Origin of the sequence: Prevotella jejuni, assembly GCF_900187995.1 — a bacterium.
Taxonomy (GTDB): domain Bacteria; phylum Bacteroidota; class Bacteroidia; order Bacteroidales; family Bacteroidaceae; genus Prevotella; species Prevotella jejuni.
Genome location: NZ_FZNZ01000005.1, coordinates 59,528 through 76,947, shown reverse-complemented (window position 1 = coordinate 76,947; position 17,420 = coordinate 59,528). Strand labels below are relative to the sequence as shown.

The following is a 17,420-nucleotide window of genomic DNA, read 5'->3' as shown; positions in this document are numbered from 1 at the left end:
CGAGTGTGGGTTCATCTAACAACAACTATTATCTTTCATGGATATGAAAACAATCAGAAAAATGGGTCTTCTCGCATCGCTCATGGCCTTAGCACCCTCCGTGCTATGGGCACAAGCGTGGGATGCGAAGCCCCAAGGCGGTAAGACCTACGTCATCTCTGTGGGCAAGAACACGCAGGACGTGCTCACACCCTTCAAGTACTATTGGGAAAGTCTTACGAAACTTGCGTTCCAAAAGTATATCGATGGCAATGACAAACAGAAGTGGAAGCTCGTTGAAGTGCCTAATAAGCCGGACTGTTATCAGTTGGTTAATGCCGAGGGCGAGCTGGCCTTTGACATGGCACTTAATGATCCTAAACAGAATTCGGGCTTCACTTGTATGTGGGATCAGACCATTACGAATCCTAACCAGCAGATTTACATCACGAAGAAAGGCAATGGCTATCAGCTGAGTGCCGTCTCTGGTAGGAATGGTCAGACCTATTACGTGACAACAGGGACGCAAGAAGGATACGACGTCTTGTACTGTGTATGGGAAAGAAGCCAGAGTAGCGCTGTCACAGTACGCTTCAAAGAGGTGGCACCGGCCGTTATTCCGCAGGCAGCCGACTGGGAGAATGCTACCGTCTATGAGCGCAACAAGGAGCAGGGACACGCTACTTACATGCCTTACCCATCAACGGCTGCGATGAAGGCCGACGGTCAGCGTTATGACAAACCGTGGTTGGAACCAACGGGCGCAAGCTACCTCAGCCTCAATGGAACGTGGCGACTGCGTTGGAGCGAAGGCCCTAAGCCAGTGCTCTTAAGCAAGGACGAGTGTTGGGGCGATGATGTTAACACAGACGGTTCAGCGTGGAGCGACATCACAGTCCCATCTTGTCTTGAGATGAACGGATACGGTAAACCGATGTATGTCAACGTTGACTATCCTTTTGTTGATAAGCAACCTCACATCCGTATGAGGCCGGGCTTGACCAACTCCGTGGGTTCTTATCGTCGTGACTTCACCCTACCTGCAGGCTGGGAGAGCAAGCGTGTGTTCCTACACTTTGATGGTATCTACTCGGCAGCATACGTTTATGTCAACGGACATGAGGTGGGCTACACCCAAGGAGCTAATAACGTCAGTGAGTTTGATGTAACGAGATACGTACATCCGGGCAAGAACAATGTTGCTGTACAGGTTATTCGGTGGAGCGACGGGTCGTATCTTGAAGGACAGGACATGTGGCACATGAGTGGTATTCATCGTGATGTCTACCTCGTGGCAACGCCTAAGACCTATCTTGCCGACCATTATATTAAGTCGACTGTCACACCGGGGTTGACAACTGCTGGGCTGGGTAGTGCGGCTACAACAGTAGATCTTACTGTCTGCAATCGTGATAAACTCGCTGCGAAGAAGACCGTTACTGTGACGCTCTACGACCCAACAGGTAAGGAAATAAAGGCCCTTTCGGCTGATTTCCAGTTTGCTGCTGGCGATAGCGTGATGACGAAGACCATCGATTTCGGTACTCTCTCTGGCCTTAAACTATGGTCGGCTGAGACGCCAACGCTCTATACCTTCACTTTCAGTCAGTCGCAAGATGGCAACGAGGAGGAGGCTTTCTCTACGAAATATGGCTTCAGAAAGATTGATCTCAGTAAGGGTTATCTTGAGGTGAACGGCCGCCGCACCTATCTTAAAGGGGCTAACACGCAGGACACCGACCCATTGCATGGACGCAGCATCACCACCGACCTTATGTTAAAGGATATAACGATGATGAAGCAGTCTAACATGAATACCGTTCGTACCAGCCACTATCCTCGTCAATCAAAGATGATGGCTATGTTCGACTACTACGGTCTCTTCGTCGTAGATGAGGCTGACATGGAGTTGCATAAGAACTGGGATGGCCCAAAGACCATCATCAACAACCCTAATTGGACTGGTGCTATCGTCGACAGAAACGTACGTAATACGCTCCGCGACCGCAACCATCCGAGTGTTGTCTTCTGGAGTCTTGGCAACGAGAGTGGCTCTGGTCTGAACATCATGGCGGCCTACAACGCTGTTCGTAAGCTCGATAACCGTTATATCCACTATGAGGGTTCAACGCGAGATAAGGCTGAAGGAACTGATATCCACTCTGTTATGTACCCTGCAATGGATGCTTGGCGCAGCGGAACTACGGGTCCTGTGACCGAAGATGTGAACCATCCGAACACGAATAAGCCTTACTTTATGTGCGAGTATGCCCATGCTATGGGTAATGCCGTGGGCAATCTTCGTGAGTATTGGGAGGCTATGGAGGGTTCTCAGATGGGTGTTGGCGGATGTATCTGGGACTGGGTTGACCAGAGCATCTACTCCTACGACGCTATAAAGAACAATAAGCTGACTGAGAATGGGTTCCCTGCTTACATCACGGGATACGACTGTCCCGGTCCTCACCAGTATAACTTCGTTAACAACGGACTGGTCAATGCCGATCGTGCATGGAGTGCTGAGCTCGACGAGGTGAAGCGTATTTATCAGTGGGTGGGCTTCGACTTGAATACAGAGAAGCGTCAGGTCAAACTGACGAATAAGTATCTTGACCGCAACCTCAACCAGTTCTATCTTAAATGGACGCTCCTTGCTGATGGTAAACCTGTACAGGAAGGCACCTTCAAGAACCTGGACTGCGCTGCTGGCGATACACAGACAGTCGACTTGAAGTATAACCCTTCGAAATATGCGAATAAGGAACTCTTCCTTAACATCGGCCTTTATACGAAGGAGGCTACCGACTGGTGTGACGCTAACTATCCTGTTGCTGAGTATCAACAGCAGTTGGCTCAACGCACAGAGACCCTCGCTAAGGTGGATAACAATAAGGCCGCTGTCCTCCACGCTACGAAGAACAATGACGGTGGATATACCTATATGAACGACAAACAGAAGGTTACTTTCGACGGACAGGGCAATATCACGCTTTGGACTTATGATGGTCATAATGTCTTCCTACCAAACAATGGACCGCAATTCGACCGCTATCGCTGGATTGAGAACGATGGTCCGATGGAGGCTTACGGTGATGCTTCTACCGACAATGGCGTGACAGCGCAGACAGCTAAGTTCCAACTCGCTGCTGACGGCAAGTCGGCTACGGTCAACGTGAACCAGAATGGCAAGTATGGTAAGGCTTCTTATCAATACACAGTCTATGCGAATGGCACCATCGACCTCACCAGTACGTTTGAAGCGCAGGCTGATGGCGTAAGACGATTGGGCTTCACAGTCGACCTACCAACCGACCTGACGAACGTACGCTACTATGCACGTGGTCCACGAGCAAGCTATATCGACCGCCACGATGGCGAGGACTACGGTATCTACGAGGCTGACGTGAAGGATATGTATGAGCCTTTCGCACACGCACAGAGCAATGGCAACCGCGTAGGACTGCGTTGGCTGACGCTGACAAAGGCTGATGGTACGGGCATGAAGATTGAGACTGCAGGCGACGTAGCCTTCTCCCTCAACCCTTGGAGCGATGCTGAATTGCGCACATCACGCCACGAATGGGAACTACCAACGTCGAATCGCACCGTAGCCCACTTTGATGCCATTCAACGTGGACTCGGTAATGGCTCTTGTGGACCAGGTCCTCTATCCAAGTACACCATCGAGAAGGGTAAGCAATACGTTAATACCGTGCGTTTCATCCCTTTTTTAGAAACGGTAGATAATCCTGCTAACGGAATATCTGCCGTGAACATCGACACTACAAACGCATTGCAAGTCTACGACCTCGCTGGTCGTAGACTCGCACAAGCACCTGCCAAGGGGCTTTATATACAAGGTGGGAAGGTCATAGCCAACTGATTTCCACGTCAGTAGACCGCTCCCTCTACACTCTTCGAGGTGAGTCGGGCGTCCATCTGTCGTCCGACTCCCTTCGATTTAACAAGCTATAAACAAGCTCACAATACAATATTTCACCTAAACTAATGTTTATCTAATATGACACAAAAGAATAACTATCTATTTCCATTGGCCATTATTGGTCTCTTCTTCTTCTCTATTGGCTTCGCATTAGGCATCAACTCCTATCTTATGCCAGTCTTGAAGAACGCTATGCACATCTCTGGTGCAGCGTCCAGTCTGTTGCTTGCAGCAACGTTCATCCCCTTCTTGCTCTTTGGCATCCCTGCTACGCATTGCATCCGACTGATAGGTTACAAGCGTACGATGGCACTCTCGTTTGCTATCTTTGCTGTTGCCTTCGCTTTGTTCATCCTTGCTGCGAAGCAGAACTCGCTGACGTGGTTCCTTATCGCCAGTTTCGTCAGTGGCGCAGCCAATGCTGTTTTGCAGGCATCGGTCAATCCCTACGTGACTATCTTGGGTCCGCTCGACTCTGCCGCACGCCGTATCTCGTGCATGGGTATCAGTAACAAGTTGGCATGGCCAGTGACGACTCTCTTCATCACCTTGGTGATTGGAAAGGGAATTGGCGATACTCAGCTCTCTGATCTGTACATGCCTTTCACCATCATCATCGCTATCTTCCTCCTCTTAGGCGTCATCGCACTCTTAGCACCACTGCCCGACGTGAAGGCAGCAGGCGAGGACGAGAGCGACACAACGGCCAACTCTAACTCTTACGCTGATGGTAAGACGAGCATCCTTCAGTTCCCTCACCTCCTCTTGGGCTGTCTGGCCCTCTTCCTCTACGTGGGTGTCGAGACGATATCACTTGCCACAGCGACAGGTTATGCACAGTCCTTGGGCTTAGAGGGCGATAACTATGGTTTTATCCCATCCGTGGGAATGATCGTAGGCTACGTCTGTGGAGTCATCTTCATACCACGTTATCTCTCTCAAGCAGCCGCCATGCGCATCTGTGCCATCATCGCCCTTGTGGGAAGCATAGCCGTAGCCGTAGTCCCCAACCCCGTCTTCTCGGTTTGTTGCATCTTCCTCATGGCCTTAGGATGTTCGTTGATGTGGCCTGCACTATGGCCTTTGGCAATGGCCGACCTTGGTAAGTTCACCAAGGCTGGTTCGTCATTACTGACCATGGCCATCGCTGGTGGTGCCGTCATGCCATGGGTGCAAGGACTCGTACAAGACGCTTTCTCTTATCAAACCTCCTATTGGGTCAGCGTCCCCTGCTTCCTCTTTATCCTCTATTATGGGCTTGCAGGGTATAAGGTGAGGTAGGAGGCGGCCTCACACAAGATAGTGGCCAACACACAACCACAGCTGGCCCCACACTCTACACCAGCTGGCCCCTCCCCCGGCCCCTCCCCCGTAGGGAGGGGAGTAGTATGTGAGGTTACCCCTACTGGCCTGCTTGCAAGGGTCGTTATGAGTTCCTTCTCTCACAGTGGGGAGTTTTATCTCTCACAGAGCGCACAGAGTTCACGGAGCTTTTTGGCGCACATTTCGAGCCCACAGAACGCCTTCGGCATACAGAGTTCACAGAGCGTTACTGCTAAAGGTGGCTGTAAGGCTCTGTGAAATCGGTTGACTTAATGTCTCTGTGGGCCTTTGTGTGTTCTGTTCATCTGTGTACTCTGTGAGAAAAAGAACAATTGCGAAACTCGCTGGGGAGTTTTATCTCTCACAGAGCGCACAGAGTTCACTGAGCTTTTTTGCGCACTGTTTCGAGTCCACAGAACGCCTCCGGCATACAGAGAACACAGAGCGTTACTGCTAAAGGTGGGTTTTAAGTGATGGTTGTTAGGTGTTGATGATTAGCCATAGGGGTATCTCGGTAATCACGCCCCTTCCCTTTGGGGGAGGGGAAGGGGGAGGGGCCAACTGGAAGTTAGTATGTGAGGTTACCCCTATTAGCCTGCTACTGATAGAAGATGGGCCGCTAAACATCTTGAGGACATACAGGGGTATCTCGGTAATCACTCCCCTCTCCATTCGGAGAGGGGCCGGGGGTGAGGCTCCAGAACGCTAATCATTCAAATAGTAGGTGTCAATATATTTTACAAGCTGTTCCCTTCTACATTCGAGAACAGGCCGAACTTGCAACAAGAACATGCCCTTCTGCGTTCAAGAACATGCTTTTCTTGACCCAAGAAGAGCGTCTTCAACGAGCAAGAAGGGCATGTCCTCGAATGGTAAATGTAATACGCTGATTTCGTGAAGGTTATGCACATTGCTATAGGGGACATTAAAGTCCTAAAGTGAGGGTATTTAGCTTGATTGATTGTAATGATTATTCATATTCCTATCAACACCCAACAAGGCTAATCATCAACACCTAACAACCATCACTTAACACCCATCTTTAGCAGTAACGCTCTGTGTTCTCTGTATGCCGAAGGCGTTCTGTGAGCTCGAAATGTGCACCAAAAGGCTCAGTGAACTCTGTGCGCTCTGTGAGAGATAAAACTTCCCAAAGATTTGCATGTATATCATCTCATCAAGTGGGTGCGTTCTATTTCTCACAGAAAAACACAGAAGAACAGAACACACAAAGCTTCACAGAGACATTAAGTCAACCGATATCACAGAGCGTTACAGCTAATGTTAGTTGAAAGGCCTCTGTGAACTCTGTATGCCGAAGGCCCTCTGTGGGCTCGAAATGTGCGCAAAAAGGCTCTGTTAACTCTGTGAGCTCTGTGAGAGATAAAACTCCCCAGCAAGTTACATGCGTCTCATCTCATAGAGTGGGTGCATTCTATTTCTCACAGAATAACACAGAAGAACAGAACACACAGTATTCCACAGAGACATTAAGTCAACCGATATCACAGAGCGTTACAGCTAATGTTAGTTGAAAGGCCTCTGTGAACTCTGTATGCCGGAGGCGTTCTGTGGACTCGAAACTGTGCGCAAAAATGCTCAGTGAACTCTGTGCGCTCTGTGAGAGATAAAACTCCCCAAAGATTTGCATGTATATCATCTCATCAAGTGGGTGCGTCCTATTTCTCACAGAAAAACACAGATGAACAGAACACACAAAGGGGCACAGAGACATTAAGTCAACCGATTTCACAGAACCTTACAGCCAACGTTAGCTAATCATCAGCACCTAACACCCATCACCCAACACCCACCAAGGCTAATCATCAACACCCAACATCCATCACCCAACACCCAACAAGGCTAATCATCAACACCTAACAACTATCCCCCAACACCCATCAGACCCCCTTTCCACTCTTGCATAACTCCCAAGAAAGTTGTAAATTTGCAGGAAACAAATCTTTAATAACATCATGTCAGAACCTATAGACATCCTTGAAGATAGATTGCTACGAGACGAACCGGGGCTGCTTGAAGTGCTCTTAGTCGACCATTCCACTCAAAAGAATATCTTTTGGGCTACGGATAGTTACGTTGCTGAGGGCGATGGCTACGGTTGGCACGATAGCATCACCGTATCGGCTATTACGGGCAAGCACGGTAGTATCATCATGCCAAGAGCCTTGAAGACAAGGGACGAACAGCTGCGACGTTCGCGACAGATGGCTGAGGTGTTCACGCCTGCATGGCTCGTTAAGAAGATGAACGACGCTATCGACGACGAATGGAACCGTGCACAGGACGGACTGGAGGGGGAGATGGAGCCGTGGCAACGCTATGTTCTGACTACGGAGTTGGAAATCTCGTGTGGCGAAGCACCTTTCCTCACCTCCCGATACGACACTGTTACGGCCGAGCCTATCCCTATTGACGAGCGTGTCGGACTATTAGACCGCAAGTTGCAGAGGGTGAACGAGTTCGCTACCGATGCCGAATGGACACGGTGGGCACTCCTTGCCTTAGCGCATGTCTACGGCTATGAGTGGCAAGGCGACAACCTCCTCTTGGCACGTGAAGCCCTCCTTGCCACCTTTGTAGACTATCACGAACAACGTTTCTCATGCCGACCAGCAAAGGACATCATCCGTAAGGCGGCAGAGATAATAGCATGGAACGTATGGCAGATGGACGGTCTGAAAGCTGTTGTCCCAGCCTCTTGTCATGACGAGAAGACGGTTGAGGCGGGATTGTTCGAGACCATTGAGACTATCACACCGTGCGCAGGTTGTCAGAAGGACGATGTCTTACAGCATAACGGACAGCAATGTCGACTGCGTAGATGGCTGCCATCAGCAACAGAGACACCCGACAGTTTCGAGTGCAATTACACGGACTTTATTACCAAAAAACATAAAACATACCATAAAAGAAAATGGCTTATGAAATTTGATTTCGTCGTTGGAAATCCACCATATCAGGATGAGACTTTAGGTGAACAAAAGAACTATATGCCACCAGTCTATCATCTATTTATGGATTCAGCATACTCAATTTCAGATAAAGTAGAGCTTGTAACTCCAGCACGTTTCCTATTTGATGCAGGTTCAACTCCCGCTGTATGGAACAAGAAGATGTTAACAGATAAACACTTGAAAATACTCTTTTATGAGCCAGACAGTTCTAAGGTCTTTCCTAATATAAACTTTAGAGGAGGCGTAGCAGTGTCGTATAGAGATGCAGGAAAGGATTATGGAGAAATAGAAGTATTTACTCCTTATAAAGAGCTAAACGGCATATTGAAAAAGATACTACCTATTGTCAAGGAACATTCTCTTGCTGATATAGCTATTTCAAGAACATCGTATAGATTGACAGATACCATGCACAAGGAGAATCCAAAGGCTATGTCCTATCTTACAAAAGGTCATCCATACGATATGGCAACAAATATCTTTGATTTATTACCTTTCGTTTTCCATATGAATAAACCCAATGATGGGAAAGAGTATATCATGGTCGTTGGTAGAGAAAACAATGAAAGATGCTATAAATATATAAGGCGTGACTATGTGAATGAGGTCTCCAATTTGTCTAAGTACAAGATACTTTTAACTAAGGCATCGGGTAAAGGTGAGTTTGGAGAGGGTCTGGCTTCTCTCATTCTTGGCTTTCCAATGCTCGCAAATACCGAGACCTTTTTAAGTATTGGTAATTTTGATACAGAAAGTGAAGCTCTTCATTTACAGTCATACATTAAGAGTAAATTTCTCAGAGCACTACTTAGTGTTTTAAAAGTAACGCAAGATATAACTCCTATTAAGTTCAAGTACGTCCCCCTCCAAGACTTTACTATGTCCTCCGACATCGACTGGTCGCAGTCTATCTCATCGATAGACTTGCAGCTATATGATAAGTATGGACTATCGGAGGAGGAGCGCAACTTTATTGAAACACACGTTAAGGAGATGGACTAATGAGAACACCTAAGATACAGACCAGCCACGTTGTCTTACCTAAGATATATGCCTATACTACACCTGGAGTTAGTTATCATGATGGTTGGGTGAAGATTGGTTATACCGAACAAGACAGTGTTGAAGATAGAATCAAACAGCAATGCCACACGGCTAATATCGCTTGGATATTAGAGTGGAAAGGCAATGCTGTGTATGAAGGAACGAACGAGACATTCTTAGACAAGGCTTTCCATTCTTATTTAAGCAAGTTAGGTTATGCGCAAGAGCCGCTGACCGAGTGGTTTAAGATTGGTACGGACGAGTCGAAAATGAAGTTTTATGAGTTCCGAGAGAACCGTGGTATTGTCAAAGGAAAGGCCATTCAGCAATATCAACTACGCGAGGACAGCCAAGGAGAGGCTGTGCGCATGACGATAGAGAGCTTTAAGCACTGTCCTGAGACGGAGTTCCTTTGGAACGCAAAGCCCCGTTTTGGTAAGACATTAGCCGTCTATGACCTTTGTATGAAGATGCAGTTTCGTAACGTGCTTGTCGTGACGAATCGCCCAGCCATTGCCGACTCGTGGTATTCGGACTACCTAAAGTTTGTCGGTGAAGAGCATTATCTCTTTGTGAGTCGAGTGCAGGCATTGCTACAGCGCAAGCCTAAGCCCTGTCTTACTCGTCAGCAGTATGTAGAGGAGATAAAGCATGGTAAGGGTACAAAGAACTGTATTGAGTTTGTCAGTCTACAGGACCTGAAAGGCTCAATCGACTTTGGTGGCAGTCATAGAAAACTGGAGGAAGTGGCCCAACTAACGTGGGACTTGCTGGTTATTGATGAAGCTCATGAAGGCGTAGACACCTATAAGACCGATGTAGCCTTCGACCAGATACGTCGTAAGCATACGCTTCACTTGAGTGGAACTCCATTCAAGGCACTGGCTAACGACAAGTTCCCTCCTGGCTCAATCTTCAATTGGACCTATGCAGACGAGTGCCGTGCTAAGGCACAGTGGGACGAGTCAAAGGGTCATAACCCCTATATAGAGCTGCCAAGACTCAATATGTACACCTATCGAATGAGCGACATCGTCATAGAGAAGGTGAGCCAAGGTGTGGAGATAGATGGCGACACGGAGGCCTTTGCCTTCGACCTTAACGAGTTCTTCCGAGTAGAGCATGGACGCTTTGTGCATGATGAGTCGGTTGATAAATGGCTCGATGCTCTGAGCCGTCAACCCCGTTATCCCTTCTCAACCGAGGCTTTGCGTAAAGAGATAAGGCATAGCTTCTGGCTATTAAACCGTGTTGATGCGGCCAAGACATTGGCAAAGAAGCTAAGAGACACACAACGACATCCAGAGTTCGCAAGCATTGAGATAGTTGTTGCGGCAGGTGATGGCAAGAGCGATGAAGACGAGGTTATAGAAGACGAGAGCTCATTGGCACGTGTGCGCAAAGCCATTGAGGAGCACCCACAAGGGACGATAACACTCTCTGTGGGCCAGCTGACGACGGGAGTAACTATCCCTGAATGGACGGCAGTGCTGATACTCAGTAATATAAAAAGCCCTGCACAGTATATGCAAACGGCCTTCCGAGCACAGACGCCCCACCTCTATATGGATACAGACGGACGGTATCATAGGAAAGAGAATGCCTATGTCTTCGACTTCGACCCAGCCCGCACGCTGACAATCTATGAGGAGATGGCCAACGGACTATCGGTTGACACGGCATCGGGAGGTGGCGATGTAGACACGAGAAAGGCGCATATCAGAGAGTTGCTGAATTTCTTCCCTGTGATAGGCGAGGATGAGCAGGGCGAGATGGAGGAGTTGGATGCCGAACAGGTGATGCTCATTCCTCGACGAATACGCTCTAAGGAGGTGGTGAGAAGTGGCTTTATGAGTAACTTTCTCTTCGCTAATATCGCTAATATATATAGTAGTTCTCCTGGTCTGATGACTATCATCAATAAGTTTGAAGACGTAAAGGAAGCAAAGAATAAGAGCATCGATACGAACGATGTAGAACAGTTGTCTCATGAGGTGGATGCCGATGGTAATGCACAACCGAGTGCTGAACAAATAGCTGAAAGACAGCAGCGTCTGTTCGGAGAAAAGATATTCGGTGACGATGAAGACGTAGAACAACAGATTAATGATACGCTCCAAAAATATCGTGAAGCAAAGGAGAAGAAGGGAAAGAGTGCCGAGGAACAGTTGATAGACAATTATACTAAAGTCCTGACAGGCACGGTGATGACCCATGCTAAGACACACGAGGAGTCGAAGGAGGACGCCCTTACGAAGCGTAACCAGGGTGTTGCTGCCTTGAGAATAAGAAAGGCTGTAAACGAGCAGATAGGTAAAGACTGTTATCAAGCAGCCGTTGATAAGAATAAGTTAGACCTACGGTGTAAGGAGGAGTGTGTCGGGAAGACAACACAACAGCAAGACGATATTCAGAAGAGATATGATGCAAAGAAGCAGACTATCGACGACAGGTTAGAAAAGAAGGTACAAGAGAAGAAGACAGAACTCTTGAATGCAAGTGTGGAAATCGTTGCCGAGGTCTATGAGCAGCAACGCATTGACAAGAAGAAGGGGGATGTGAACGAGCTTGTTCGTAATCATCTACGAGGCTTCTCACGTACGATACCATCGTTCTTGATGGCCTATGGTAATGAAGAAACAACCTTGCAGAACTTTGATAAGGATATTCCAGAGGAGGTGTTCTTAGAGGTAACGAGTGTGACGAAAGAGGAGTTTCGATTGTTGAGAGACGGAGGCGACTATATTAATAAGGACACTGGCGAGAAGGAACACAGTAGGGGTCACTTCTTCGATGAGGTGGTCTTTAATGATTCCGTTAAAGAGTTCATGGCCTTGCGGAGGCGTTTAGCCAATTACTTCGAGCCTACCAACGAGGAAGATATATTCAATTACATCCCCGCACAACGTACGAATCAGATCTTCACACCTAAGGAGACGGTGCGCAGAATGGTAGACTTACTTGAAGAGGAGAACCCCGGCTGCTTCGATGACCCACGTAAGACGTTCGCCGACTTGTATATGAAGTCGGGGCAATACATTACTGAGATTGTGAAGAGACTCTATAACAGTAAGGGTATGAAACAGGCTTATCCAGACTCGGAGGAACGTATCCGCCATATCTTCAAACACCAAGTGTATGGACTTGCTCCAACCGAGTGTATCTACCGTATCGCCCTGCGCTATATCCTTGGATTTGATGAGACAATCCATATCTCAGCGTCTGATCATCACTTGAGGCAGGCTGATAGTTTGCCAGCGGCTAAGGAGGGAAGGATGGAGGAGTTCTTAGATGAGGTGTTTTAATAGGCCCTTCATCCTATGTAGAAACAATCTTCTAAAATATAACTTTTGATTTTCCTGTCACTTCTGTCATCTTTTTTCGCTCGTAACAAACTGTGAGATAGGATGCTACAGGAAATGTTAAATATGACAGCAAACTAAAAACAAACTAAATAGTAGATGTATAAACATTTTATAGCAATCTTTCTTTGTGGCCTTACTACAACTTCTTGGGCCTCGAACACGTGTTTTTCTCGGATGTCTGATGGGGTGGGGATGCCCACTGCGATCAGTAGTTGTAAGCCTCTATCAGCCTTATTGAGCAGAAAAGGGGATGTATGGTCTTCTCTGCTTGATGCCCAAAGGAGGAGGGACAGAACGTGGACTCGGATCGTGACAGGGGAGCGTATGAGGACTAATAACCAACGGACCCACGCAGACTATCGGCAGACTCAGATGATGACGGGGGAGCGTAAGATGGTGAATGGGCTACCGCTACACGCAAACTATTGGCAGACTCAGATGATGACGGGGGAGCGTATGATGACTAATGGGCTGAGTGTGCAGGGGGCAGGAGCGACGTCACTTCATCCCTTTGTGCCCACAACCATTGTAGGAGGTGATTTTGCGGAGGGCACACGATGGTACACATTGAAGTTCAAGAACACTACCTTGGCTGTTGCTGCGGCTGATGGGAGTATCAGTGAGGTGCCTGCAACGGCGGGGAATGTGGACCGTACGATGCCGCAGCAGCCTGACAATCAGCTTTGGTGCTTCGTTGGCAATGAGCAGGAAGGCTATACACTATACAACAAAGCCTTCGGTACGACGAAAGCACTTGTCGCTGTGGCCCCTGCAACGAATACGGCTGAGGCGACGATGGAGCCGTTGGAGGGGAATACGAAGTGTGCTAAGTGGTGGTTCTCGGCATCATCCAACCTCTCTTCAGCCTTCACCGACCCTGTTTATATGCAATTGCGAGATGCCAATGGATACGCCTTAAACCTCAGCGGACAGTCGGGTCAGATCTGTTTCTGGACTGGTGGAAAGGACAATGGGTCGACGGTTCTCATCGAACCTGCCTTTGCGACGGTGCTTGAGGCACGTGTGCTCGACCCTGATAACGCCACTTTCTATCGACAAGACAGGAAGACAAAGGGACAAGCATGGAACACTTATCTCATTTCTAACGCTGGTGATCCGGTCGTGACCTTGGCCAATGCGAATGGAAAAAACAATATCGGATATAGCAGTGCGACGTCGCCAAAGACGATTATCATCTCAAGTAAGAATAGTCAGAACTATACGCTCTCAGTGGAGAAAGGCTATGTCATCACGGGCTATAGCTTCTCTTTCAAGGGAGAGGCGGGTTCGACGACGGTAAAGGATGTGACGACAGCGAAGACAGAGACGGCCACGAATACTGCTGCAAAGTCTTTCTCGGTGGACGGCATAGCCTTGCAGAGTGTTCCGTTTCAGGTGTTGACGGACGCAGCCCATATCCAACAGCTGACGATACAGATAGCCCCTGCCGTCGGGGAGGTGGTGAAGAAGCAGATAGCCGACAATGAGAAATATCAGACAGCAATCGTCTTTGATAACACGAAGTCGCCCTTTGGCTATCGTATCCCTGCTCTGGGGCAGGATGGCAACGGTAAGCTTTTTGTGGCGGTAGACCTCCGTCGGACGGGATCGGACATCGGTATGGGTAATGGACATAACGATATCGTTATGAAAACCAGCTCAGACCATGGCGCGACATGGGATGCTAACTATCGTACCATCGCTGCTGGTGATGCGCAACAAGACCATAGTTCGAAGCAGTGGACCTACAGCTTTGGCGATCCCTCTATCGTTGTCGATCGGAACAATCCGCAGAATTTACTCGTGATGTGCGTCGGTGGACACACAAGCTTCTTTGATAGTCGGTACGAACAACCCCAACATGTGGTGCGATTGCATAGTAGTGACGGTGGAGAAACATGGACGAAGGACTCGTTGACCTACCAGATATACAACTTGACAAAGAACAGCTTGGGCGGTAAGACGAATGGTCTGTTCCTGACAAGTGGGAAGATTATGCAGAGCCGATACGTTAAGCAGGGGGCTTATAACCGTCTGTATATCGCTTATCCAACGAATAATACCAAGCAGAACGCTACCTTTGTCATCTTTTCTGACGACTTCGGTGCAACATGGAAACTACTCGGTGGACCGATGCAGTTGCCAAGTACGGGCGCTGACGAGTCTAAGGTAGAGGAACTACCAGACGGTAGTGTGCTGGTGAGTGTGCGCAATCGAGGTTCAAACTCACGTGGGTATAGTCTCTTCAGCTATACCGACATCGCCAAAGGAGAGGGCCGATGGGAGTTCCAAACGAATGCTGAAGCAATGAACAATGCCGTCAATGCGGTCAATGGCGAGATACTCATCGTCCCAGCACGGCGTGTGTCGGATGGCAGGAAACTCTTTGTAGCCTTACAGAGTATCACCCATTCCACGGCACGAGAGCGTGTGGGCGTGTATTTCAAGGAACTTGCTAACTACGAGAGTTATGCAACAGCGACGGCTTTAGGGACTGATTGGCACAAAGGAAAGCAGGTGAGCCAGATTGGATCATGCTATACGGGGATGGAACTGTTGGTGAATGACAAGATAGGATACGTCTATGAGGAAGAGGCAACAGGCGGTATCGGGGGATATAACATCATCTTCAAACAGATACCTTTGGAGGACTTGACGAACGGACGATATGTCATCGACCACACAGTCGACCGTGGTCCTTATATCCAACAGGCTGCCGAAATGCTTCGCTCACGTGTTCACACTTATCGAGAGGCTAATGGGAAATATGTCGGTATGCCTGTGGCTGCAGGATTGACAGGCGTTGAGGCTTCGCTCGATGGGGTCGGTGCGGCCCTCGCTACGGCTGCGACAGGTGGCGATGAGACAGCATACTTTCATGCACAAGAGGCGATGGCTGCAGCGCAAAAGCAGCTTCTTAGCGGTGTGACACGTGTGAAGATTGAGCGTGGGAGGTGGTATCGACTGACAAACAACCTAAAGCGTAATGTGGTACTAACGACTGATGGCACGCAACTCAAGCAGGGTTCTGTTAGTACACCAACGACTGATCCGTCCGTACTCTTCCAGTTCATTGAGACTACCGAGGGGTATTGGACGATAAAGAATGCGAAACACAAGGTGTTTGCTAAGCCTACGCTACGAACGAACACACCGCTGTTAGTCACTGATAATAAGGCTGATGCGGGCCGATACACCATTGTGTCAACGATAGACGGACGCAGTTATCTACAGAGTATGGACCCAGCCCAAGCGGCTTACCCAGCCATCCATGCCGATAACAACGGTAATATCGTCGCATGGACTACCACCTCTGATGCCTCCCAATGGTTCATCGAGCCCACTGACTACCACGAGACAGACGATGCCATCCGCCTCGCTCCAGTCCTCTCCACCGCTCCCCATACCATCTATAACCTCCATGGTCAGCGTCTCAGTCCCCACTCTCTCCAGCACCGTGGCGTGTATATTGTTGATGGGAAGAAGGTGGTATATTAAAGAATAAGCATAAATGAAAAAAAGAAAGTTATAGAGAGTCTCATCCTGAAAACTTCCCTACGGTCAATGATTATCGTAATCCAATTGTTGCTGAGGCTATGCGTGGAATGAAATATGTTAATATGTTTAACCGAGGCATTCTTTGGAAATATAGCTATCGTATCGATGGATAAGGAAGGTTCATGCTATCTTCAAGGGTTGGAGAAATAAAGAATAGTAGAGTTAAACGATATAATTAGAGAAATACGAGAGACGTGGGGGAGAGGGGATAAACAAAATGCCAAGACCCTTACGGACCTTGGCATGATATGGTAAACGCATTTTGGAATTATGCTTGCGTTGTATTAGTAGTTTGTCTCCTCAATCTGGAAGAAGCTCTGTGGGTGGTTACATACAGGGCAAACAGCTGGAGCCTTCTTGCCAACAACGATGTGACCGCAGTTACGACACTGCCAGATACAGTCGCCGTCACGTGAGAATACGACTTTGTCATCGATGTTCTTCAACAGCTTGCGGTAACGCTCCTCGTGGTGCTTCTCAACCTTACCAACACTGCGGAACTTAACTGCCAACTCTGGGAAGCCTTCCTCCATAGCATCCTTAGCCATCTGCTCGTACATATCAGTCCACTCATAGTTCTCACCAGCTGCTGCGTCAGCGAGGTTTATGGTTGTTGTAGGGATATCACCACCGTGGAGGAACTTGAACCAAATCTTAGCATGCTCCTTCTCGTTGCGTGCTGTCTCCTCGAAGAAACCAGCAATCTGCTCATAGCCGTCCTTCTTAGCCTTTGAAGCATAGTAGAGATACTTGGTGTGAGCCTGGCTCTCACCAGCGAAAGCGGTCTTGAGGTTCTGCTCAGTCTTAGTACCCTTCAATGCCTCTGGGTCGAACTCCTTGAACTTCTCTGCCTTAGCGTGACATACTGGACACTCTGTTGGTGCCTCTGTTCCTTCGTAGATATAACCACAAACAGTGCAAATAAATTTCTTTTTCATAATGTTTTTGTATTATAAATGTTATTTCTTGTTTCGCTTATCACGAGCGTGTAGACTAATATCTGCTGATTTTCAGCTCTATAGATGGTATATTTATATCCTGTAATTATTACAATCTTGCGAGTGCAAAGGTAGAGATTATTTTCCAATCTGTCAACATTAACGGCTGTTTTTTTCGTATAGACAGACCTATTTAGACAACGAATAATTAGTATTAACAGTGCTTAGAAGGGGTGGGTGGCTGTTCTGGTGGGGCTAGCAGGACTGGCGGGACTAGCAGGGCTAGCATGACTAG

At 48.1% G+C, this 17,420-nt stretch carries 6 protein-coding genes; 5 read left to right on the top strand and 1 reads right to left on the bottom strand.

The features are described 5' to 3' along the window. Positions 1–43: 43 nt before the first annotated feature. The 5 genes from CHB62_RS02715 (at position 44) to CHB62_RS02675 (ending at position 16,127) form a co-directional block, all read left to right on the top strand. A complete protein-coding gene (locus CHB62_RS02715) occupies positions 44–3,862 on the top strand; it encodes a glycoside hydrolase family 2 TIM barrel-domain containing protein (RefSeq protein ID WP_240616286.1) in 3,819 nt (1,272 codons plus the stop codon). A 138-nt stretch (positions 3,863–4,000) separates the two neighbouring features. Beyond that, a complete protein-coding gene (locus CHB62_RS02710; RefSeq protein WP_089365607.1) occupies positions 4,001–5,203 on the top strand; it encodes an MFS transporter in 1,203 nt (400 codons plus the stop codon). 2,018 nt (positions 5,204–7,221) lie between these two features. Continuing rightward, entirely contained in the window at positions 7,222–9,222 is a 2,001-nt protein-coding gene (locus CHB62_RS02685; RefSeq protein ID WP_089365604.1) for an Eco57I restriction-modification methylase domain-containing protein, read from the top strand. Next, the gene (locus CHB62_RS02680) at positions 9,222–12,569 is read left to right on the top strand and encodes a DEAD/DEAH box helicase family protein (RefSeq protein WP_089365603.1); all 3,348 of its coding nucleotides are present in this window, start codon (positions 9,222–9,224) and stop codon (positions 12,567–12,569) included. The genes CHB62_RS02685 and CHB62_RS02680 overlap by 1 nt, the downstream gene beginning before the upstream one ends. 384 nt (positions 12,570–12,953) lie before the next feature. Beyond that, the gene (locus tag CHB62_RS02675) at positions 12,954–16,127 is read left to right on the top strand and encodes a sialidase family protein (protein ID WP_158296862.1); all 3,174 of its coding nucleotides are present in this window, start codon (positions 12,954–12,956) and stop codon (positions 16,125–16,127) included. A gap of 344 nt (positions 16,128–16,471) precedes the next feature. Here CHB62_RS02675 and rbr read toward each other — a convergent pair whose 3' ends face one another. Further along, entirely contained in the window at positions 16,472–17,125 is a 654-nt protein-coding gene (rbr, locus tag CHB62_RS02670) for a rubrerythrin (RefSeq protein WP_089365601.1), read from the bottom strand. Positions 17,126–17,420: the final 295 nt, after the last annotated feature.

Excerpts from the sequence above, each read along its gene's own strand:
- CHB62_RS02715 (WP_240616286.1), top strand. The coding sequence starts at position 44 with ATGAAAACAATCAGAAAAATGGGTCTTCTCGCATCGCTCATGGCCTTA.
- CHB62_RS02710 (WP_089365607.1), top strand. The coding sequence starts at position 4,001 with ATGACACAAAAGAATAACTATCTATTTCCATTGGCCATTATTGGTCTC.
- CHB62_RS02685 (WP_089365604.1), top strand. The coding sequence starts at position 7,222 with ATGTCAGAACCTATAGACATCCTTGAAGATAGATTGCTACGAGACGAA.
- CHB62_RS02680 (WP_089365603.1), top strand. The coding sequence starts at position 9,222 with ATGAGAACACCTAAGATACAGACCAGCCACGTTGTCTTACCTAAGATA.
- CHB62_RS02675 (WP_158296862.1), top strand. The coding sequence starts at position 12,954 with ATGAGGACTAATAACCAACGGACCCACGCAGACTATCGGCAGACTCAG.
- rbr (WP_089365601.1), bottom strand. The coding sequence starts at position 17,125 with ATGAAAAAGAAATTTATTTGCACTGTTTGTGGTTATATCTACGAAGGA.